General features: G+C 62.9%; 19 protein-coding genes. 10 read left to right on the top strand and 9 right to left on the bottom strand.

What is annotated here, in order from left to right; all coding sequences use genetic code 11:
- Positions 1-164: 164 nt before the first annotated feature.
- Positions 165-1,427, bottom strand: coding sequence for an N-acetylmuramoyl-L-alanine amidase (locus tag FJV83_RS32645; protein ID WP_095791495.1), 1,263 nt, complete (start codon positions 1,425-1,427; stop codon positions 165-167).
- 650 nt (positions 1,428-2,077) lie between these two features.
- Between FJV83_RS32645 and FJV83_RS32640 the strand changes: the two genes are divergently transcribed.
- Positions 2,078-5,020 carry a ribonuclease E/G gene (locus tag FJV83_RS32640; RefSeq protein ID WP_142884660.1) on the top strand — a complete coding sequence of 981 codons (2,943 nt, stop codon included), beginning with the start codon at positions 2,078-2,080 and terminating at the stop codon, positions 5,018-5,020.
- A gap of 107 nt (positions 5,021-5,127) precedes the next feature.
- Here FJV83_RS32640 and FJV83_RS32635 read toward each other — a convergent pair whose 3' ends face one another.
- Positions 5,128-6,093: a glutaminase gene (locus FJV83_RS32635; RefSeq protein ID WP_142884661.1), complete on the bottom strand. Its 966-nt coding sequence runs from the start codon at positions 6,091-6,093 to the stop codon at positions 5,128-5,130.
- A 4-nt stretch (positions 6,094-6,097) separates the two neighbouring features.
- Entirely contained in the window at positions 6,098-7,246 is a 1,149-nt protein-coding gene (locus FJV83_RS32630; protein ID WP_142884662.1) for an aminotransferase class I/II-fold pyridoxal phosphate-dependent enzyme, read from the bottom strand.
- A gap of 146 nt (positions 7,247-7,392) precedes the next feature.
- Here FJV83_RS32630 and FJV83_RS32625 point away from each other — a divergent pair, with 146 nt between their 5' ends.
- From FJV83_RS32625 to aat, 6 genes are all read left to right on the top strand, one after another.
- Entirely contained in the window at positions 7,393-8,784 is a 1,392-nt protein-coding gene (locus FJV83_RS32625) for a M48 family metallopeptidase (RefSeq protein WP_095788220.1), read from the top strand.
- 64 nt (positions 8,785-8,848) lie between these two features.
- Entirely contained in the window at positions 8,849-9,649 is an 801-nt protein-coding gene (locus FJV83_RS32620; protein WP_142884663.1) for a DsbA family protein, read from the top strand.
- A 145-nt stretch (positions 9,650-9,794) separates the two neighbouring features.
- Positions 9,795-10,229 carry a type II 3-dehydroquinate dehydratase gene (aroQ, locus tag FJV83_RS32615; protein WP_095770278.1) on the top strand — a complete coding sequence of 145 codons (435 nt, stop codon included), beginning with the start codon at positions 9,795-9,797 and terminating at the stop codon, positions 10,227-10,229.
- 26 nt (positions 10,230-10,255) lie between these two features.
- Positions 10,256-10,714, top strand: a complete 459-nt coding sequence (gene accB / locus FJV83_RS32610; RefSeq protein ID WP_142884664.1) for an acetyl-CoA carboxylase biotin carboxyl carrier protein — start codon at positions 10,256-10,258, stop codon at positions 10,712-10,714.
- Between the two features lie 10 nt (positions 10,715-10,724).
- Positions 10,725-12,068, top strand: coding sequence for an acetyl-CoA carboxylase biotin carboxylase subunit (gene accC, locus FJV83_RS32605; RefSeq protein ID WP_095791501.1), 1,344 nt, complete (start codon positions 10,725-10,727; stop codon positions 12,066-12,068).
- 12 nt (positions 12,069-12,080) lie between these two features.
- Positions 12,081-12,686 carry a leucyl/phenylalanyl-tRNA--protein transferase gene (aat, locus tag FJV83_RS32600; RefSeq protein ID WP_142884665.1) on the top strand — a complete coding sequence of 202 codons (606 nt, stop codon included), beginning with the start codon at positions 12,081-12,083 and terminating at the stop codon, positions 12,684-12,686.
- A gap of 8 nt (positions 12,687-12,694) precedes the next feature.
- Here the strand turns inward: aat and FJV83_RS32595 are convergent, their stop codons facing one another.
- From FJV83_RS32595 to FJV83_RS32585, 3 genes are all read right to left on the bottom strand, one after another.
- Positions 12,695-13,081, bottom strand: a complete 387-nt coding sequence (locus FJV83_RS32595; RefSeq protein ID WP_142884666.1) for a hypothetical protein — start codon at positions 13,079-13,081, stop codon at positions 12,695-12,697.
- Positions 13,082-13,156: 75 nt separating this feature from the next.
- The gene (locus FJV83_RS32590; protein WP_142884667.1) at positions 13,157-13,750 is read right to left on the bottom strand and encodes a DUF2155 domain-containing protein; all 594 of its coding nucleotides are present in this window, start codon (positions 13,748-13,750) and stop codon (positions 13,157-13,159) included.
- Between the two features lie 140 nt (positions 13,751-13,890).
- Positions 13,891-14,289: an NADH:ubiquinone oxidoreductase subunit NDUFA12 gene (locus FJV83_RS32585; RefSeq protein WP_095770282.1), complete on the bottom strand. Its 399-nt coding sequence runs from the start codon at positions 14,287-14,289 to the stop codon at positions 13,891-13,893.
- A gap of 230 nt (positions 14,290-14,519) precedes the next feature.
- On the opposite strand from FJV83_RS32585, the gene panB reads away from it, so the two are divergent.
- Positions 14,520-15,380 (top strand): 3-methyl-2-oxobutanoate hydroxymethyltransferase, encoded by an 861-nt coding sequence (gene panB, locus FJV83_RS32580; protein ID WP_142884668.1) that lies wholly within the window; start codon positions 14,520-14,522, stop codon positions 15,378-15,380.
- On the top strand, positions 15,377-16,228 hold the full coding sequence (panC, locus tag FJV83_RS32575) for a pantoate--beta-alanine ligase (RefSeq protein ID WP_142884669.1): 852 nt from the start codon (positions 15,377-15,379) through the stop codon (positions 16,226-16,228). Before panB ends, panC begins: the two co-directional genes overlap by 4 nt.
- Positions 16,229-16,293: 65 nt before the next feature.
- Here the strand turns inward: panC and FJV83_RS32570 are convergent, their stop codons facing one another.
- The 3 genes from FJV83_RS32570 to gatB all read right to left on the bottom strand — a co-directional run bounded on the left by FJV83_RS32570 (position 16,294) and on the right by gatB (position 19,146).
- Positions 16,294-16,992: an AIM24 family protein gene (locus FJV83_RS32570; protein WP_142884670.1), complete on the bottom strand. Its 699-nt coding sequence runs from the start codon at positions 16,990-16,992 to the stop codon at positions 16,294-16,296.
- Positions 16,993-17,150: 158 nt separating this feature from the next.
- Complete coding sequence (locus FJV83_RS32565) at positions 17,151-17,642, bottom strand: GNAT family N-acetyltransferase (RefSeq protein ID WP_142884671.1); 492 nt, start codon at positions 17,640-17,642, stop codon at positions 17,151-17,153.
- 4 nt (positions 17,643-17,646) lie between these two features.
- Positions 17,647-19,146 (bottom strand): Asp-tRNA(Asn)/Glu-tRNA(Gln) amidotransferase subunit GatB, encoded by a 1,500-nt coding sequence (gatB, locus tag FJV83_RS32560; protein ID WP_095770287.1) that lies wholly within the window; start codon positions 19,144-19,146, stop codon positions 17,647-17,649.
- A gap of 290 nt (positions 19,147-19,436) precedes the next feature.
- Here gatB and FJV83_RS32550 point away from each other — a divergent pair, with 290 nt between their 5' ends.
- Complete coding sequence (locus FJV83_RS32550) at positions 19,437-19,694, top strand: YjhX family toxin (protein WP_013895772.1); 258 nt, start codon at positions 19,437-19,439, stop codon at positions 19,692-19,694.
- The last annotated feature ends 32 nt before the right edge of the window (positions 19,695-19,726 follow it).

The following is a 19,726-nucleotide window of genomic DNA, read 5'->3' as shown; positions in this document are numbered from 1 at the left end:
CGCAAGCTTTCGAGCCGGTCCCAATCCGTATTCGAAAACCCATGTCGCCACCATGTGGACAAAATACGGCAAGGCCCGACTTCGTGACCGCCCGCCGCAAAATAAAGGCACCGGGTGTTGTCATACAGCAACGCCGCCTCTGGTTGCAGGCGCCGCAAGACATGTCAACCTCCGGTTCCGACCCCGGCCCTGGCGGATGCGAACAGTGCAACGGCATTGGTGATGCTTTGTGCCGCCTTGCCGCGCCATTCCGCGTTAAGCAGCTGCGCCTCGTCCTTGGCATTCGAGAGATAGCCGAGTTCGACCAGAACCGATGGCACGTCCGGCGCCTTCAGCACCTTGAAGCCCGCGGAACGCTGCGGATTGTTGATGAGACCGACGCTGGTCGACAGCTGGCCGACCAGCGTGTGGGCGAAACTCATCGAGAAGGTGTGCGTCTCACGGCGGATCAGGTCGATCAGGATATCGGTCACTTCCTTATTGTCGTCCTTGATGACCATGCCGGCGAACTGATCGGAGAGATTTTCGCGGTCGGCGAGCGCCTGCGCCTCGGGATCCGACGCCTTGTCGGAGACGGTGTAGACGGTGGCGCCGCGGATGCCCTTGACGCTGATCGTATCGGCATGGATCGAAATCAGCAGGTCGGCCTCATGCTGGCGGGCGATGCGCACGCGGTCGTCCAGACGCAGATATTCATCGGTGTCACGGGTCATGAAGACATCGTATTTGCCGATGGCCGCGAGCTTGTCGCGCAGCTCCGTGGCGAAGGCCAGCGTGACGTTCTTCTCGATGGTGCCGTTCAGACCCTCGGCGCCGCCGTCGACGCCACCATGGCCGGGATCGATGACGACGGTGAAGCGGTGGCCGGGATTGGAGACCGGTCCGGTGCCAACCCGCCCGCCCTTGTCGGTCGAAACCGTCGAGCCGGTGGTCAGCGCCTGGTTGGCAAGGGCGGCGTCGAACTCCCGTTCGGAGGCGGCCGACATGTCGATGGCAATGCGGTAGCCGGTTCCGTCCTCATTCTTGAGCACATCCAGCTTGTCGACGGCGAACGGCCCCTTGCCGGTGACGATCAGCCGGGAAACGCCCTCGCCGAGCGCGCCCAGCCGCACACCCTTGACCAGGCCCCGCGGCTTCAAATCCTTGGCGTCGATGGCCAGCCTGGTGTTCGCCAGATCGATGACCAGACGATTGGGTCCGCGCAGCAGAAACCATTTGATATCAGGCTCGCGATCGAAATCCATGACGATGCGCATCTTGGTGGCATCGCCCGCCATCTTGTAGCCTTTTGCCACCAGCGGCGCATCGGCGGCGTCGGCAACGGAGAAAAAGGCTTGGGAAATCACCACCAGCAGCGACAGGCATAGAGCGGCAAGAATCCGGCTGCCAACACGACATCCCTTGTCTGTGAAGTCTGCCAGTCCCATCTCTCTTCCAGTCGCTCCCGGTTTGGCGCCAGGCGCCCGCTCGTTTCGTCGAAGTGCCGGTTAGGCCGCGAACTCGATTAACGATTGGTATCCAGAGAAGGTTAACCAAGCCTTTTCACGCAGGGTTCGGACCCAAGCTTACGTTACGGAACTGCTTTTTGCCGGCATCGGAAATCGGGGTTGCCTTCCACCCCGCCAAATCATAAAAGCGATAGTGGATCACTGCAATCCTGGAACCGCCCTCCTCCGCAGCTTCCTGCTACAGGGTCAGATGAAAGGCGGCTCCTTTCGCTTCACGCGAAAAGGCTTCAGGTGATTGCGACGAATTTCGCAGGTGTGCTCCCGTGGCGGGGGAATCACCTGCGTGAGGAAAACGGCCGGGTTTGTTCCCGTGCCGGCTCTGTATGAGCAAACAAGCTGGTCCGGTTTCCGGGCTTTGGTTCAAAAGGTTCCGCTGGTGACGATGGCTTCAAGCGCAATCATGGAAAGGTCCGCATCAAACCGCGCCAGTATGGCAGCGGGCGGCACCGCCATGACACGCGGGCACCGTCCGGCGGACATTCAATTATCCGGCACCCACTCTCCAGACACACAGCAGCGGGCTTTGCCCCGCCAGCTGCGGCTGACGGCTGCCGGGGGGAAACGAAATAATGCCCAACAAAATGCTGATAGACGCCTCCCACCCGGAGGAAACACGCGTTGTCGTCGTACGCGGTAGCCGTATCGAAGAATTCGACTTTGAATCCCAGGACAAGAAGCAGCTCAAAGGAAATATCTACCTCGCCCGCGTAACGCGCGTCGAACCCTCCCTTCAGGCAGCCTTTGTCGAATATGGCGGCAACCGTCACGGTTTTCTCGCCTTCAGTGAAATACACCCCGACTACTACCAGATCCCGGTCGCCGACCGTCAGGCATTGCTGCGCGCCGAAGCGCAGGAAGCCGAGGACGAAGAGGACGAGGATGGTGACGGCGATGACCGCCAGAGCCGCGATCGCGGACGGCGCGGACGCCGGCGCGGCGGCAAGAGCCGCGAGCGCGGTGAGCACAAGCGCGATACCGGCGAGGCAGGCGAAGGCTCCGGCGAGCCAAGCGAAGGCAACGACATCGGCGACATCGCTGTCGAGGAGATTTCACCCGAGATCATCGAACACGCAGCCGATACATCGGAACATTCAGATCCCTCGGGGCATGCCGATACATCAGGCCATGATGAAGGTTCCGCCGAGCAGGACGAAACCGAAACCCGCGAGGGTGGTCCGACATCGATCGCCGCCGCGGTCGAAGGCGATGTGATTTCCGAACCTGTCTCGCAGACGGAACAGGCCTCTGAAACCACATCCAGCGACAATGATCGCGGCATGCTGGAGGAAGTACAGTCCTCGCATCCCGACGATCACGAGGTCGAATCGGTCGGCGCCGAGGATGCTCTGGAAGAAGTGCGCAACCGTCGCAAGCCGGTGCGCCGCCAGTACAAGATCCAGGAAGTGATCAAGCGCCGGCAGATCCTGCTGGTTCAGGTCGTCAAGGAAGAGCGCGGCAACAAGGGCGCCGCACTCACCACCTATCTGTCGCTTGCCGGCCGCTATTCGGTGCTGATGCCGAACACGGCGCGCGGCGGCGGCATTTCGCGCAAGATCACCAGTGCGGTCGACCGCAAGCGCCTGAAGGAGGTCGTTGCCGATCTCGAAGTGCCGCAAGGCATGGGCGTCATCCTGCGCACCGCCGGCGAGAGCCGCACCAAGGCCGAGATCAAGCGCGACTACGAATATCTGATGCGGCTTTGGGAAAACGTCCGCAGCCTCACCTTACAATCGACGGCCCCTGCCCTGGTCTATGAGGAAGGCAGCCTGATCAAGCGCTCGGTGCGCGACCTCTACAACAAGGATATCGACGAGATCCTTGTCTCCGGCGAGGAAGGCTACCGCGAAGCCAAGGACTTCATGCGCATGCTGATGCCGAGCCACGCCAAGGTGGTTCAGCCGTTCCGCGATACGACGCCGATTTTCGTGCGCAACGGCATCGAGGCGCAGCTCGACCGCATGCTGCAGCCGCAGGTGACGTTGAAGAGCGGCGGCTACATCATCATCAACCAGACCGAGGCCCTGGTTGCCATCGACGTCAATTCGGGCCGCTCCACCAAGGAGCACTCGATCGAGGACACCGCCCTCCACACCAATCTGGAAGCGGCCGAGGAAGTAGCCCGCCAGCTCAGGCTGCGCGATCTTGCCGGCCTGATCGTCATCGACTTCATCGACATGGAGGAGAACCGCAACAACCGCTCCGTCGAGAAGCGGTTGAAGGATCACCTCAAGAACGACCGGGCCCGCATCCAGGTCGGCCGAATCTCGCATTTCGGTCTGATGGAGATGTCACGCCAGCGCATCCGCGCCAGCGTGCTGGAATCGACCATGAAGCCCTGCCCGCATTGCGGCGGCACCGGCCATGTCAGGTCCGATTCGTCCGTCGCGCTGATGGTGGTGCGGGCGATCGAGGAATTCCTGCTCAAGGATTCGCGCAGCCACATCACCGTGCGCACGCCGGCGGCGACCGCGCTCTACGTACTCAACCACAAGCGCGGCACGCTGGTGGAACTCGAAAGCCGTTTCGGCCTGACCATCACCATCGAGGCCGACGATACGGTTGGCGCGCAGCATTACGCGATCTTCCGCGGCGCGCTGGCCGAGAAGCCCGAGGGCTTCGTCGAGGTGCGCAGCCTGCCGGCCTATGTCGAGCCGGAAGAGCCCGAGGACGAGATTGCCGTCGTCGAGGAAGACGATGAGATCGTGGTCCAGGCCGAGCAGCCGCGCCAGCAGCCGCAGCAGCAGCCGCGGCCTGCCGGCAGCGAAGATGGCGAAGGCCGCGACCGCAAGCGTCGCAAGCGCCGCAGACGGCGCGGTGGGCGAGATCGCGACCGCGAGCATGGCGCCCCGACGGACGGGGCATCCACCTCCACTCCGGCCGGCGATTTCGCCGGCGCGGCAGACGTGGCAGGCGATGACGACGGCGAACAGGACGACGACGCCCCGATCGTTGCCAGCGCGTCCGACGAGGCGGTGCAGGCCGCCGATGACAGCCAGGGCAAGAAGCGCCGGCGCGGCAAGCGCGGCGGCAAGCGCAACCGTCGCGAAGACGGTGAAGGCGAGACCGAGGCAAGCGCCAATGAGGCGACCGAGGCTTCCGAAGCCGATGCCTCCGAAAGCGAGCCTGCCACGACCGAGCCGGTGGCTGTTGCTGCCGTGACGGAAGTGCCGGTGGCCGCGGTGAGCGAAGAGGTGGCGAGCACCGAGAAACCCAAGAAGCCGCGTCGCGCAGCCAAGCCGAAGAAGGCAGCCGCCGAAGCCGTGGCCGAAACGACCGTCGCCGAAGCGGCCGCCGAAACGCCGGTCGAAACACCGGTGGCGGTTGTTGAAGAGACAGCGGTTGCACCCGTTGCGGAAGAGCCTTCCAAGGCCCGTCCGTCCAGGCGCAAGCCCGCGGCAATCGATGCACCGGTGGTGCCGGTGGTGTCCTCGACCGTCGCCGATGAGCCGGAAGCCAAGACCGAAGAAAAGCCGAAGCGCGCCGGCTGGTGGCAGCGGAAGGGCTTTTTCTAGGCCTTTCAACTGGTTGAAGTGGCTTTTTAATAAGAAAATCCCGCGCCGATCGAAAGACGGCGCGGGATTTTTCACATCGGGCGTTCCAACCGTTGGCGAAACGCTGGCTAAGGCGCGAAGATCGACCAGTTCATCATCCTGGCCAGCTTTTCCAGCGCGATCGAACCCAGCTTGGAATTGCCGTTGGCGTTGAGACCGGGCGACCACACCGCAAGCGATGCCACACCCGGCACAATGCCCAATATGCCGCCGCCGACGCCGCTTTTTCCCGGAATGCCGACACGGAAGGCGAAATCGCCGGAGCCGTCATAGTGGCCGCAGGTCAGCATCATGGCGCCGATCCGGCGCGCCCGTTCGGCCGACACCACGGAATGGCCGGTCGCCGGGTTCCTGCCGCCATTGGCGAGGAAGCGGCCGGCCATCGCCAGCTGCCGGCAACTCATGGCTATGGCGCAATGGTGGAAATAGACGCCCAACGCCAGTTCCGGCGCATGATGAAGATTGCCGAAGGATTTCATGTAGTTGGCGAGCGCGAAGTTGCGATAGCCGGTGGCACGTTCGGACGCCGCGACCTCGTGGTCGATGATGATGCTCTCGTCGTCGGCAAGAAACTGGATGAAGCGCAGGATCTCCCCGATCGCCTCGCGCGGCTGGTGACCGGCAAGCAGTATGTCGGAAATGACGATGGCGCCGGCATTGATGAACGGATTGCGCGGAATGCCGTTCTCGTGCTCGAGCTGGACGATCGAGTTGAATGGGTTGCCCGAAGGCTCGCGCCCTACCCGCTTCCACAGCGCGTCGCCGACATTGCCGAGCGCCAGCGTCAAGGTGAACACCTTGGAGATGCTCTGGATCGAAAATGCCTGGTCGGCATCGCCCGCCATCAGCACGCGGCCGTCATTGGTGACGGCGGCAATGCCGAATTTCCTTGGATCGACCTTGCCCAATTGCGGAATGTAGGTGGCGACATCGCCACGATCGGTGCGTTCAGCCATTTCGGCGGCGACCTCAGCCAATGCCTGATCAAGTTTGGGGGCCCGTTCGAGTTTGGTGGCCTGTTCGAGTTCCGGCATGGCGCTACCTCAACCAGCGTTCGATGCGCGCCATCGCCTCGACCATGTCATCGTGGCTGCCGGCATAGGAAAACCGCATCGTGCGATGTCCGGCCTGGATGTCGAAGTCGCGGCCGGGCGTCGCCGCCACATGCGCCTCGGCCAGCATCTTGCGCGCGAAGGCCATGCTGTCATTGGTGTGGCGGGTGACATCGCAGAACGCATAGAAGGCGCCGTCCATGGGCGCGGCCAGCGGGAAGCCGAGTTCCGGCAGGCGTTTCATCAGCAGTTCACGGTTCCAGGCATAGCGGCCCTTGACCGCTTCCAGCTCTTCGGTCGCGGCAAAGGCTTCGATCGCGGCGATCTGCGACAGTTCCGGTGGCGAAATGTAGAGGCTCTGGGCGATGCGTTCGACCGGCCGCACCAGCGCTTCCGGCAACACCATCCAGCCGATGCGCCAGCCGGTCATGCAATAGTATTTCGAGAAGGAATTGATCACCGTGACGCTATTGCCGAAGGCAAGTGCGGTGGTGTCGGGCGCACCATAGGCCAACCGGTGGTAGATCTCGTCGGAAATGACGGCGATGCCCAGTGCCTCCGCCGTCTCGACCAGCGCCGACAGTTCGTCGGCCGGTATGACGGCTCCGGTCGGGTTGGCGGGACTCGCGAAAAGCACACCCTTCAACGGCTTCTCGCGATGCGCGGCCTCCAGGTGACCGGCATGCAGATAGGCTGCGTCGCCAAGCTCAATCTCGACCACATCGATGCCGAGTGCCGCCATGATGTTGCGATAGGCGGGATAGCCGGGTGCCGCGATGGCAACGCGATCGCCCGGATCGAACATCGCCAGGAAGGCGAGATTGAAGGCCGCCGACGAACCCGTGGTCACCGCGATCCGCGCGGGCTCGACTTCGAGCCTATAGTGATCCGCGTAATGCGCGGCGATCGCCTCGCGCAGGCCAGCCAGCCCCAGTGTGTCGGTGTAGCCGATGCGGCCGACCTGCAAGGCCTTGGCCGCGGCGGCGCGAACCCGCGCGGGCGCCGGGTCGGACGGCTGGCCGACCGCCATGGAGATCACCGGCACTCCTTGCGCCTTCAGCCGGTTCGCTTCGGCCAGCACATCCATGGCGTGGAATGGCTCGACATTGCCGCGACGTGAGAGCGAAACGACCATTTTATCCCTATCCCGACGGTTTGGCGCGCCGCGCCCCCGAATACATGCGCCGCACAAATGCCCGATTGATGTGAGGATCACAAGTTGAGGAAGTTTCCGGTGCCGACTTTTCATCTTTCGCCCGCTCGTCTACCAGTGGACACGTCATGTTGAGCCGACCCAGATCGACGATTGCCAGGATTGCGCGTGTTTTCACGACGCTTTCGCTTGGCCTTGCCGTTGGCGTGGCAAGTTCGGTCACCGCCTTCGCCCAGAGCGTTCCGGTGGTCCGCGATGCCGAGATCGAGGCTTTGGTGCGCGACTATGCGCGGCCGATCTTCAAGGCGGCAGGGCTGGCGAATGACGGCATCGACATCGTCCTGGTCAATGATTCCAGCTTCAACGCTTTCGTCACCGGGCGACGGCTGTTCATCAACACCGGCGCGCTGATGACGGCTGAAACGCCCAACGAGATCATCGGCGTCATCGCGCACGAGGCCGGCCATATCGCCGGCGGCCACCAGCAGAAACTGCGTGACCAGCTCGAGCGCGCCAAGACGATGGCCATCATTGCGACCTTGCTTGGCGCGGGTGCGATGGTCGCTGGCGCGACCACCAACAGCCGGGGCCTTGCCGGCGCCGGCATGGGCGTGGCCGCCGGCGGCGGCGAGATGGCACAGCGCAGCATCCTCGCCTACCAGCGCACCGAGGAGATAACGGCCGACCGCTCCGCCATCACCTATCTCAACGCCACCGGCCAGTCCGGCATGGGCATGCTGAAGACGTTCCGCCGCTTCCAGACCGCGCTGTCGCTTTCGGGTGCGCAAGTCGACCCCTATCGGATCAGCCACCCGATGCCGCAGGAGCGCATCGCCAATCTCGAAGTGCTGGTGAAGCAGAGCCCCAATGTCGACAAGCTCGACCCGCCGGCGCTGCAGCAGCGCCATGACATGATGCGGGTTAAGATCGCCGTCTACATGGAAGGCAAGGCCACCGCCGCGCGGCTGATGCAAAAAATGAGAGGCAGCCTCGCCGGGCAGTATGGCGACGCCCAATCGACCTACCTTTACGGCGACATCGCCGGCGCGCTCGCCAAGACCAATGCCCTGATCAAGGCGCAGCCGAAGAATGCCTATTTCCAGGAGTTGCGCGGCGACATCCTGATGAAAGCCAACAAGCCCAAGGACGCGGCGGAAGCCTACGCCAAGGCGGTCAGCCTCGATCCGGCGCGGTCGGGCTTGCTGCCTGTCTCGCTCGGCCAGGCGCTGATGGCGGTCGGCACGCCTGACTCGCTGAAGAAGGCCGTCGTGCAGATCAACAATGGCCTGGGACGCGACAAGGAAAATTCCGAAGGCTATCGCTACCTGGCGCAGGCCTATGGCGAGTTGGGTGACATACCGGGCGCCGAGCTTGCCACGGCAGAAGGTCATTTCTATTCCGGTAACTACAAGGATGCGAAGATATTCGCCATGCGGGCACAGCAGCAGATGAAGCGCGGCGAGCCGCGCTGGATACGCGCCCAGGACATCATAAACTACAAATCGTCAAACAAGATCTAGTGAACCTTCCGGTCACGCACTGCGACACAGCCGGACCAGGAAACAGGCAAAAGGAACGAGAACGATGAAAAAGGCACTGCTGCTGGGCACCACGGGGGTCGCTGTTGTCCTTGCCATGCTGGCTTTCGGTTTCGTGGCCGGCAGCCCACAGATTGCCAAGGCCGGTACGGCACAGCCCGTCCAGACGGCGGCCGATACCAAGATCGACCGCGCCGAGGTCGAAGGGATCATCCGCGACTATTTCCTGAAGAACCCGGAAGTGCTGCTCGAAGTGCAGGACGCGCTCGAAGCCAAGCAGAAGGAAGAGCAGCGCATCGCCGCGCTCGGCGTCATCAAGGACGCCAAGGACCAGATCTTCAACTCCGCCTTCGATGGCGTCGTCGGCAACCCGAACGGCAAGGTGACGATCGTCGAGTTCTACGACTACAATTGCGGCTTCTGCAAACGCGCCATCGAGGACATGCGGGCGCTGACCAAATCAGATCCGGATCTGCGCTTCGTGCTCAAGGAGTTCCCGATCCTCGGCCCGGATTCGCAGAAAGCCAGCGTGGTTTCGATGGCGTTCCACTTGATGATGCCGGAAAAGTACGGCGAGTTCCACAATGCGCTGCTCGGCGGCCAGGGGCGCGCCACCGAGGCGGCCGCGATCAAGATCGCGCTTTCGCTCGGCGCCGACGAGGCGACGCTGCGCGAGAAGATGAAGGATGCTTCGATCCCCGAGGCATTCTCCAAGACCTACGATCTTGCCAACAAGCTGGCGATCACCGGAACGCCGTCCTACGTCGTCGGCAACGAGGTCGTGTTCGGGGCTCTCGGCCAGGAGGTGTTGGCGGAAAAGATCAAGGCGGTGAAAGCCGCGCTTTGATCAGCCCGGAGTTTTCTTCACGGGCGCATTTCGGCCTGTTGTGGACAGTGAAAGAACGCACTTGCGCTCTTTTCGCGGACGACTATGCCCGGTATAGAGGCCCAGCGCGCCGGTTTGATACCGGCGCCGGAAAAGGTCGGTTTTTTTGAAAACGGTTTTCGTCCTGAACGGTCCCAATCTCAACGCACTCGGCAAGCGCGAGCCGGGCATCTATGGCGGCAAGACGCTTGCCGCGATCGCCGACGACTGCAAGCAGTTGGGCACGGCGCTCGGGCTCGAGATCGATTTCCGCCAGTCGAACCACGAGGGTGACCTTGTCGACTGGATCCAGGAAGCCGGCGACAAGGCTGCCGGCATCGTCATCAATCCAGGCGCCTACAGCCACACCTCGATCGCCATCCATGACGCCATCCGTTCAGTCGCACCGCTGCCGGTCGCCGAAGTTCACCTTTCCAACATCCATGCGCGGGAATCATTCCGCCACGTCTCCATGGTCGCGCCGGTCGCCGTCGGCATGATCTGTGGCTTTGGGCCGCTCGGCTATACGCTGGCGCTACAGGCGCTGGCCGCACGCCTATGACCGGCCAACAAACAGAAGGCTCGAAAATGTCGATAAAGAAGACCGGTGTTGACCAGCAACTGATCCGCGATCTGGCGGGCATACTGAACGACACCAATCTCACCGAGATCGAGGTCGAACTGGGCGACCTGAAGGTGCGCGTGTCGCGGCAGGCCCCTGCCGTCCATGCGATCGCGGCACCCCAGCCCAACTATGCGCCGGCAGCAGCCCAGCCCGCGGTCGCTGCCGCCCCGGCCACGGTCGACGTGGCGAAGAACGCGGTGGCCTCGCCAATGGTCGGCACCGCCTATCTGGCGCCGTCGCCCGATGCCAAGCCGTTCATCGAGGTCGGCCAGACGGTCAAGGAAGGCCAGACGCTGCTGATCATCGAGGCGATGAAGACGATGAACCAGATCCCTTCGCCGCGCGCCGGCACCGTAACGGCGATCCTGTTCGAGGATGCGACGCCGGTCGAATACGGCATGCCGCTCGTCGTGATCGAGTAGAGCGGGCCGGATGTTCCAGAAGATCCTCATCGCCAATCGCGGCGAAATCGCGCTTCGGGTGCTTCGCGCCTGCAAGGAACTCGGCATCCAGACGGTGGTGGTGCATTCGACCGCCGACGCCGACGCCATGCATGTGCGGCTTGCCGACGAGAGCGTCTGCATTGGCCCGCCGCCATCGCGCGACAGCTATCTCAACATCCATCAGATCGTCGCGGCCTGCGAGATCACCGGCGCCGATGCGGTGCATCCGGGTTATGGCTTCCTGTCCGAGAACGCCAAGTTCGCCGACATACTGGCCGCGCACAACATCACCTTTATCGGCCCGACCGGCGACCATATCCGCGTCATGGGCGACAAGATCGAGGCCAAGCGCACCGCCAAGCGCCTCGGCATCCCGGTGGTGCCAGGTTCCGACGGCGCGGTGACCGAGGAGAAGGAAGCCAAGCGCATTGCCGCCGAAATCGGCTATCCCGTGATCATCAAGGCCTCCGCCGGCGGCGGCGGACGCGGCATGAAGGTCGCGCACACCGAGGCCGACCTCGAGGTCGCTCTGCAGACGGCGCGCTCGGAAGCAGGCGCCGCTTTCGGCGACGATGCTGTCTACATCGAGAAGTATCTGCAGAAGCCGCGCCATATCGAAGTGCAGGTGTTCGGCGACGGCTTTGGCCGCGGCGTGCATTTCGGCGAGCGCGACTGTTCGCTGCAACGGCGCCACCAGAAAGTCTGGGAAGAGGCCAATTCGCCGGCACTCAACGCCGAGGAACGGGCCCGCATCGGCGGCATCTGCGCCAAGGCCATTGCCGACCTCGGCTATTCCGGTGCCGGCACGATCGAGTTCCTCTACGAGAATGGCGAGTTCTATTTCATCGAGATGAACACACGCCTGCAGGTCGAGCACCCGGTGACGGAAGCAATCACCGGCATCGATCTCGTGCATGAGCAGATCCGTGTCGCTTCCGGCGGCGGGCTTTCCGTCAGGCAGGAAGACATCAAGTTCAATGGCCACGCCATCGAATGCCGCATCAATGCCGAGGATCCGCGCACCTTCACCCCCTCGCCTGGTACCATCACGCATTTCCACACGCCAGGCGGTCTCGGCATCCGCGTCGATTCCGGCGTCTATTCCGGCTACAAGATCCCGCCCTACTACGATAGCCTGATCGGCAAGCTGATCGTGCATGGGCGCAACCGCGTCGAATGCATGATGCGGCTGCGGCGGGCGCTGGATGAATTCGTCGTCGACGGTATCAAGACGACGTTGCCGCTGTTTCGCGATCTGGTCGGCAATGCCGACATCGCCAATGGCGATTATGACATCCACTGGCTGGAAAAATACCTGGCCAAGGAAGAGTAGTTCGGGGACGCGATGACCCGTCCTTACGCGCCCGGCTATCGCATCCCCACCGACCTTCTTCTCAAGGCCTACGCTTCGGGCGTCTTCCCGATGGCCGAAAGCGCCAGCGACCCAGAGGTGTTCTGGGTGCGGCCGGAGACACGCGGCATCATCCCGCTCGAAGGGTTCCACACGCCCAAAAGCCTGAGGAAGACGATCCGCAAAAACCCGTTCGACATCCGTTTCGATTTCGATTTCGAGGCGACGATCGACGGCTGCGCGGAAAGGCGCTCGACCTGGATCAACGCGCCGATCCGCGAGGCCTATGTGCAGTTGCATCGCATGGGCCACTGCCATTCGGTCGAGGCGTGGCATGAGGACAAGTTGGTCGGCGGCCTCTATGGCGTGTCGCTCGGACGAGTGTTCTTCGGCGAAAGCATGTTTTCCAAGGAAACGGATGCGTCGAAAATCTGCCTCGTGCATCTCGTCGAGCGCTTGAAGGCACGCGGCTTCGCGCTGCTCGATACGCAATTCACCACCGAGCATCTCAAGCGCTTCGGCGCGGTCGACGTCCCGCGCGGCAAGTATGAGAAGATGCTGGCTGACGCGCTGAAGGGCGAGGCGATCTTTTTTCCGTAGCGATTGGGCTACTTCGCGGCCGCTGCCTCGATCGGCGTCTGCGAGTGGAACATCATCTTCCAGCCGTTGACGCGATGGACATAGCCGGTGCTGACCAGCGCGGCGTAAGGTTCGCCGTTCTCGCGCGTCGCATGCGCCTCGTAGGTCAGCATGACGATGTCGCTGCCCGGCTCGATTATTCCCTTGAGCTCGATATCGAGATCGCGCCAGCGATTAGGCTTGGTCGCGGTCTTGGCAAGATCGGCATTGTCCATCGCCTTTGCCATTCGCGGAAAGGCCACCAGGCATTCCGTGTCGGCATTGGCCGCGTAGTAGGCCGCATCGCCGGTCCAGAAGCCTTTTTCGAGTTCCAGCAGTTCTTTCTTGCTGGCCGTGATTCGCTTGGTGTCCGACATCGAAATATCCTCCGGGCGCGTCGATGCGCGGTCGTCCGTGATCCAACGCATGGTGGCCACGACGGTTCCCAGGGATCAGTTGGCGTCTGATGTGTCCGGTTGCGTGGGATCGGACTGTTCGGCGTCCGGGCTGGCCGCAGGCTTGGCGGCGGCTGGTTTGGTCGCGGGCGGCTTCGAAGCGTCAGCCTTGGTGGCGTCGGCCTTGGTGGCATCTGGCGCCGGCACATCGGACTTCTGTTTGCATTCCTTCAGCCAGACATCATAGACGGCATGCTCGACGGCGTTGAGACCAGGGCTTTCGGCGAACATCCAGCCGGTGAAGATGCGGCGGATCTTGCGGTCGAGCGTGATCTCGTCGACCTCGACGAAGGAATCGGTCTTCGGCTCCTCGTTCTGCGGCCGGGAATAACAGACGCGGGGCGTCACCTGCAAAGCGCCGAACTGCACCGTCTCGTCGATATAGACATCGAAGGTGATGATGCGGCCAGTGATCTTGTCGATGCCGGCGAACTCGGCAACCGGGTTGGCGATGCGATCCGATCCCGCTGGCGGTGCCGGCGCGGGGGCCGCCGGTGCCGGTGCGGGCGACGCTGCAAAGGCCGTGGCGCTGACGGCGAGGCCGGCGGCTAGCGTCAAACCGCCCGTCGATATCCGATTGAAAAAGCTCATATAGGGGTACCGGTGGTTCGCGCCCGGGTGATTCCGTCGATCGCCAAGGCTAGTCGCCGTTTTCTGATCAGCAAGCAGCTAAACACCAATTGTGGCGATAAAGGACCGGCCCGCACTTTGTGCCGTACAAGCCGGGGCCGTTACGACCCTGGCGTCCAGGCGTCATAGTCACCCGTAACCTGCGGGCGATGCTGATTGGTCAGCACCGAGCCCTTCGGGCGGTAGGCCGCTGGCGTGCCGGTCAGATTGGGCTTGTGCGGCTTCTGCCAATCGCGCGGCTTGTAGTCCTCGCTGGCCGGAGCGAGATCGACGCGGTGGTGGATCCAGCCATGCCAGCCGGGCGGAATGGCCGAAGCTTCCGAATAGTTGCGGTAGATGACCCAACGGCGGGTGCGGCCTTCCGAATCGATGCCGCCTTCGTAGTAGACATTGCCGACCTCGTCCTGGCCGACCCTCTTGCCGTACCGCCAGGTGTGCAAGCGTGTTCCCAGCGTCTGGCTGTTCCACCAAGTGAAAAACTGCGTCAGGAAAGTCTTCATCTCAGAGCCCTTTGCGCTGGCGGCGCCTGTTTCCTGCTTATGGCGTCAGGCCTTCGGGAAGGCAAGGGTTTTGCCATGGAGAGCGCGCAAATGGCGCGCCGGGGTGCCGACACATGCCTGTGCCCCCAAGAGGCGGCAGGATGCACGCTTGCCAAGCCTTTCCGCTCTTTCTAAAGCTCAGCGCGCCCATGCGGATATCCAATCCGGCCATGGGCCGAAGGAGGTGACGATTGGCCACGAAACTGCCGACCACCGACATTCGCATCGGCGCAGAGCTGATTCGCCGCCGCAAGGGCGGCATCCCGTTGGTCTGCCTGACCGCCTACACCTATCCTGTCGCCCGCCTGCTCGACCCGCATGTCGACCTGCTTCTGGTCGGCGACAGCGTCGCCATGGTCCTGCATGGCCACGAGACAACGCTCGGCGCCTCCCTGGAGATGATGATCGCGCATGGGCAAGCCGTGATGCGCGGCTCGGCCAGGGCCTGCGTGGTCGTCGACATGCCGGCCCGCAGCTACGAGGATTCGACGGAGCAGGCCGTGGCCTCGGCGCGGCGCATCGTTGACGAGATCGGCTGCCAGGCGGTGAAGCTTGAAGGCGGCGTCGACATGGCCGGGCAGATCGCGGCAATCGTCGCCTCCGGCATTCCGGTCATGGGTCATATCGGCCTGCTGCCGCAATCGGTAGAGAAGGACGGCGGCTATAAGATCAAGGGCCGCACGGACGAGACTGTCGCGGCGCTGATAGCCGACGCGCGCGCCGTCGAAAAGGCCGGCGCGTTCTCCGTGGTCATCGAAGGCACCATCGAGGCGGTCGCCGCCGACATCACACGCCGCATTGCGATTCCAACCATCGGTATCGGCGCCAGCGGCGACTGCGATGGCCAGATCCTGGTCATCGACGACATGGTCGGGCTGACCGTCGACCGCGTGCCGAAATTCGTCAAGGAATATGCCGATCTGCGCCGCGTGATCGCGAATGCCGCCGAGCGCTACGCAGCGGAGGTGCGAGACCGGACTTTCCCTGGTGCTGCCCATGTCTTTTCAAGTTCAAGAGCCTTTTCGGGCAAAGGCGGCGGGGATGGGTCATGAGTCGTCCCGAGGTCGTCGACAGCGTCGCCGCACTTCGCGCGCAGGTCAGTGACTGGCGGCGCGATGGCCTGCGCGTCGCCATGGTGCCAACCATGGGCGCGTTGCATGAGGGGCACCTCTCCCTGATCAGGATCGCCAGGGAAAAAGCCGAGCGCTGCATGGTGTCGATCTTCGTCAATCCGACGCAGTTCGCGCCGAGCGAGGATCTCGACAAGTACCCGCGCCAGTTGGCCTGTGACCTTGACCTGTTGGCGACGGTCAACGCCGATCTTGCCTTCACGCCGATGGTCGGCGCGATGTATCCCGCCGGCTTTGCCACCAGGATCTCGGTCGGCGGCCCGTCCGCCGGGCTCGAATCGGACTTTCGCCCCACTTTTTTCGAGGGCGTCGCCACCATTGTCGCCAAGCTTTTTCTTCAGGCGACGCCTGACTGTGCGGTCTTTGGCGAGAAGGACTACCAGCAGCTTTGCGTCGTCAGGCAGCTCTGCCGCGACCTCGACCTGCCTGTCGAGATCATCGGCGCCCCGACCATACGCGACGCGCATGGCCTGGCCATGTCGTCACGCAATGCCTATCTCGGCGAGGCTGAACTGGCTGTCGCCCGCCAGCTCAACGTCATCCTGCACAAGACGGCAGCGGCATTGGCGGCAGGCACACATCAAGATGACGCAACCGGGGAAGCCAGCTGCGCGCTCATTGCCGCCGGCTTCCAGAAGGTCGACTACGTCGAGGCCCGCGAAAGCCTGACGCTTGCGCCCTGGCGCCGCGACCGAGCTGGGCGCCTGCTTGCCGCGGCCTGGCTGGGCAAGACGCGGCTGATCGACAATGTGGAAGTTCCCGTTGCCTGATCGGATCGGGCTACGCCACGCCCTGTGCCCTGGCATGTCACCCGTCCGAAATTTCCGGCACGCGCTCACTCTTCCGTCGGCATATGCAGATACATCGACTGGATGCCGACACGGCCCGGACCGGTGAAGCGGTTGACGATGAAATTCATATTGGCGCCGAAGAAGCCGCTCGACAGGCGATCGATCTTGGTTTCCATCCTGACGGAGGAGTCCTTGAACAGCCAGCCGCCCGGCTCGATGTCGATGGTCTCGCCGGCGGCAAGCGTCTTTTCAAAGACGTTGCCGTAGCCGTGCAGCCAGACTATGCCGTCGCCGCTATCGCCGCGAAAACGGTCGATGAAGAAGCCGCTCTGGCCGAACAGCATCGTCGCCAGGCCGCGCACACGCTCGAATGTGTATTCGACATTGCCGGTTGCGGCGAGAAACTGGTGTTCGCGCACCTGGATCTCCTCGCCACGCCTGAGATGGATCGGCACGATGTGGCCTGGTCCATCGCGGCTGAAGGCGATGATGCCCGCTCCCGACGCCTCGGTGACGAAGATCTGCATCCCGGCCATCATGCGCTTCAGCGCGCCCTTCAGCGATTTCAGACCGATTGTGATGGTCGAGTTCTTCCACAACAGGATGTGGTGCTCGAAATAGACAGGCATCCGCGTCACATCGACCGAAAGCACGGGAACCAGTTCGCCGGCTATGTGATAGGTGACGCCACCAAAGGTCTCGTCCGACACCTGTGTCGGCATCAGTTCCGGCAGGCTTGGCATGGTTCCCCCCCAGCGCTACCCAGCGTGCCAGTCCATTCCGGCTTCCGCGCGGTCAGCACCGGCAGCTTTGGTGCGGAGCCCTCAGGCCGTCAAACGAAAACGGGCGCATCCAGCGCCGCTCGCGCGAAGGTGATCAAGCGAGGTTCACTTCGAAGGAATCAGCCGGCAAGAGACCGGCGGTAGACCAGTGTCGGCTCGCCCGGGGCACCCGCGTGCCCGCCGGCATCGCCGGATCGCACGAAGCCGTTCGCTTCATAGAAGGCGATGGCGCGGGTGTTCCGCGCCTCCACTTCCAGGCGGATGGCGCGGGCTTCCGGAAAACTCTCGATGATCTCGTCGAGCAACATCCCGCCAATGCCCCTGCCCTGCAGGCCCGGAAGCACGTAGAGCTGTTTCAGGACAACCTCTTCTCCGCCACCAATGCCCTCGGCAAAAGCCACGCCGCCAATGCGCTTGCCGTCATCGGCGACGAGGAACTCGCTGTTCGGCTTGGTCAGTCTCGTTTTCAGAGACGCAATCGAGTGCCACTCGTCGGTGATTTCGGTAACCCGCCTGGCGCCATAGATCGCGTCGTAGGTGGCGTGCCAGGTTTCAACCAGCAGCGCGCGGATGGCAGCGAGATCGCGTTCGCCGGCGGTGCGGACGAACATGGCCTTACTCGATGCCGAGCTTGGCCTTGACGAGGTCGTTGACCGCCTGCGGATTGGCCTTGCCGCCGGTCGCTTTCATCACCTGGCCGACGAACCAGCCAGCCATGGTCGGCTTGGCGCGCGCCTGTTCGACCTTGTCGGGATTGGCTGCGATCACCTCGTCGACCGCCTTCTCGATGGCGCCGGTATCCGTGACCTGTTTCATGCCACGGCTTTCGACCAGCGCACGCGGATCGCCGCCTTCGTTCCAGACGATCTCGAACAGGTCCTTGGCGATCTTGCCGGAGATGGTGCCGTCCTTGATCAGGTCGATGACCGCGCCGAGCTGGTCGGGCGAAACCGGCGCATTTTCAATGTCCTTGCCCACCTTGTTCAACTGGCCGAGCAGATCGTTGATGACCCAGTTGGCGGCGAGCTTGCCGTCGCGGCCGGCGGCCACCTTCTCGAAATAATCGGCGACCGACTTTTCCGACACCAGGATCGAAGCGTCGTAAGTCGAGAGACCCAGCGAGGAGATGAGCCGCGCCTTCTTGTCGTCGGGCAATTCCGGCAGCTCTTTGGCCAAAGCATCGACATAGGCCTGATCGAATTCCAGCGGCAGCAGGTCGGGATCGGGGAAATAGCGGTAATCGTGCGCTTCTTCCTTCGAGCGCATCGAGCGCGTCTCGCCCTTGACCGCATCATACAGCCGCGTTTCCTGATCGATCTTGCCGCCGTCCTCGATAATGGCGATCTGGCGGCGTGCCTCGAAGTCGATGGCCTGGCCGATAAAGCGGATCGAGTTCATGTTCTTGATCTCGCAGCGGGTGCCGAACTCACCACCAGGCCGGCGTACCGAGACGTTGACGTCGGCGCGCAGCGAGCCTTCATCCATGTTGCCGTCGCAGGTGCCGAGATAGCGCATGATGGTGCGCAGCTTGGTGACATAGGCCTTGGCCTCATCGCCGGAACGCAGGTCAGGCTTGGAGACGATTTCCATCAGCGCCACGCCGGAACGGTTGAGGTCGACATAGGACATGGTCGGATGCTGGTCGTGCATCGACTTGCCGGCGTCCTGTTCCAGATGCAGCCGCTCGATGCCGACCTCGATGTCCTCGAACTCGCCCTGCCGGTCCGGTCCGACCGAAACGATTACCGTGCCCTCGCCGACGATCGGCTGCTTGAACTGCGAAATCTGGTAGCCCTGCGGCAGGTCGGGATAAAAGTAATTCTTCCGGTCGAAAACCGACTTGTGGTTGATCTGCGCCTTCAGCCCGAGACCGGTGCGGATCGCCTGTTTGACGCACTCCTCGTTGATGACAGGCAGCATGCCCGGCATTGCCGCATCGACCAGGCTGACATTGGCGTTGGGGGCCGCACCGAAAGCGGTCGAAGCGCCGGAAAACAATTTTGCTTCCGAGATGACCTGCGCGTGCACCTCGAGACCGATGATGATTTCCCAGTCACCGGTGGCGCCGGGGATCAAGCGTTTTGCATCGGGCGTGCGGGTATCGATGAGGGTCATGGCGGCCTGCAAATTACGATGAGTGAACTCACGTTTGAACGTGACTTTCACGTCTGAAGTGAAAGTCATTCGCTAGTGCAAACCGCCAGAAGAGACAAGCGCAAAGCCGCCGGCTGGCCTTTTCAGCCGCTTTCGCCTATAGGACTCCCATTCCAATGGAGAGTGGATGTCCACTTACGCTCAGTCCCGGTAAGGCCCTGACCTCATAGCGAGGCAGGGCAGAAAACCTGAAACCCCGTGTCGCGAAGCTTCGCGGCGGCGGCATTTTTTGTTTTCCCGGAATGCTCCACATGGATATTTCGCGCACTGAACAGCGCATCCTGCATCTGCTTGCGCAGGGCGGACGCATTGAAATCGAAAAGAACCAGAAGAAACGGATCGCCTCCGTCAAATGCCTGACCCGCGATGGCTGGCACTATCCGGGCGTCGATCTCGACCTGTTTCGAAAGCTGAAACGCAAAAAGGCGGTTTCGTCGTCGGGCGGCGGTCCCTACCGCATCACCAGGCGCGGCCTCGAACTCGTCCGCTCCGAACTCGACAACCGATAGACTACCGTTCCGGGGGGGCGGGGGGGGGGGGG

Source organism: Mesorhizobium sp. WSM4307 (genome assembly GCF_007003945.1).
GTDB lineage: Bacteria > Pseudomonadota > Alphaproteobacteria > Rhizobiales > Rhizobiaceae > Mesorhizobium.
This window is presented reverse-complemented; position numbering and strand designations above follow the sequence as displayed.

Excerpts from the sequence above, each read along its gene's own strand:
- FJV83_RS32645 (WP_095791495.1), bottom strand. The coding sequence starts at position 1,427 with ATGGGACTGGCAGACTTCACAGACAAGGGATGTCGTGTTGGCAGCCGG.
- FJV83_RS32640 (WP_142884660.1), top strand. The coding sequence starts at position 2,078 with ATGCCCAACAAAATGCTGATAGACGCCTCCCACCCGGAGGAAACACGC.
- FJV83_RS32635 (WP_142884661.1), bottom strand. The coding sequence starts at position 6,093 with ATGCCGGAACTCGAACAGGCCACCAAACTCGAACGGGCCCCCAAACTT.
- FJV83_RS32630 (WP_142884662.1), bottom strand. The coding sequence starts at position 7,246 with ATGGTCGTTTCGCTCTCACGTCGCGGCAATGTCGAGCCATTCCACGCC.
- FJV83_RS32625 (WP_095788220.1), top strand. The coding sequence starts at position 7,393 with ATGTTGAGCCGACCCAGATCGACGATTGCCAGGATTGCGCGTGTTTTC.
- FJV83_RS32620 (WP_142884663.1), top strand. The coding sequence starts at position 8,849 with ATGAAAAAGGCACTGCTGCTGGGCACCACGGGGGTCGCTGTTGTCCTT.
- accB (WP_142884664.1), top strand. The coding sequence starts at position 10,256 with ATGTCGATAAAGAAGACCGGTGTTGACCAGCAACTGATCCGCGATCTG.
- accC (WP_095791501.1), top strand. The coding sequence starts at position 10,725 with ATGTTCCAGAAGATCCTCATCGCCAATCGCGGCGAAATCGCGCTTCGG.
- aat (WP_142884665.1), top strand. The coding sequence starts at position 12,081 with ATGACCCGTCCTTACGCGCCCGGCTATCGCATCCCCACCGACCTTCTT.
- FJV83_RS32595 (WP_142884666.1), bottom strand. The coding sequence starts at position 13,081 with ATGTCGGACACCAAGCGAATCACGGCCAGCAAGAAAGAACTGCTGGAA.
- FJV83_RS32590 (WP_142884667.1), bottom strand. The coding sequence starts at position 13,750 with ATGAGCTTTTTCAATCGGATATCGACGGGCGGTTTGACGCTAGCCGCC.
- FJV83_RS32585 (WP_095770282.1), bottom strand. The coding sequence starts at position 14,289 with ATGAAGACTTTCCTGACGCAGTTTTTCACTTGGTGGAACAGCCAGACG.
- panC (WP_142884669.1), top strand. The coding sequence starts at position 15,377 with ATGAGTCGTCCCGAGGTCGTCGACAGCGTCGCCGCACTTCGCGCGCAG.
- FJV83_RS32570 (WP_142884670.1), bottom strand. The coding sequence starts at position 16,992 with ATGCCAAGCCTGCCGGAACTGATGCCGACACAGGTGTCGGACGAGACC.
- FJV83_RS32565 (WP_142884671.1), bottom strand. The coding sequence starts at position 17,642 with ATGTTCGTCCGCACCGCCGGCGAACGCGATCTCGCTGCCATCCGCGCG.
- gatB (WP_095770287.1), bottom strand. The coding sequence starts at position 19,146 with ATGACCCTCATCGATACCCGCACGCCCGATGCAAAACGCTTGATCCCC.
- FJV83_RS32550 (WP_013895772.1), top strand. The coding sequence starts at position 19,437 with ATGGATATTTCGCGCACTGAACAGCGCATCCTGCATCTGCTTGCGCAG.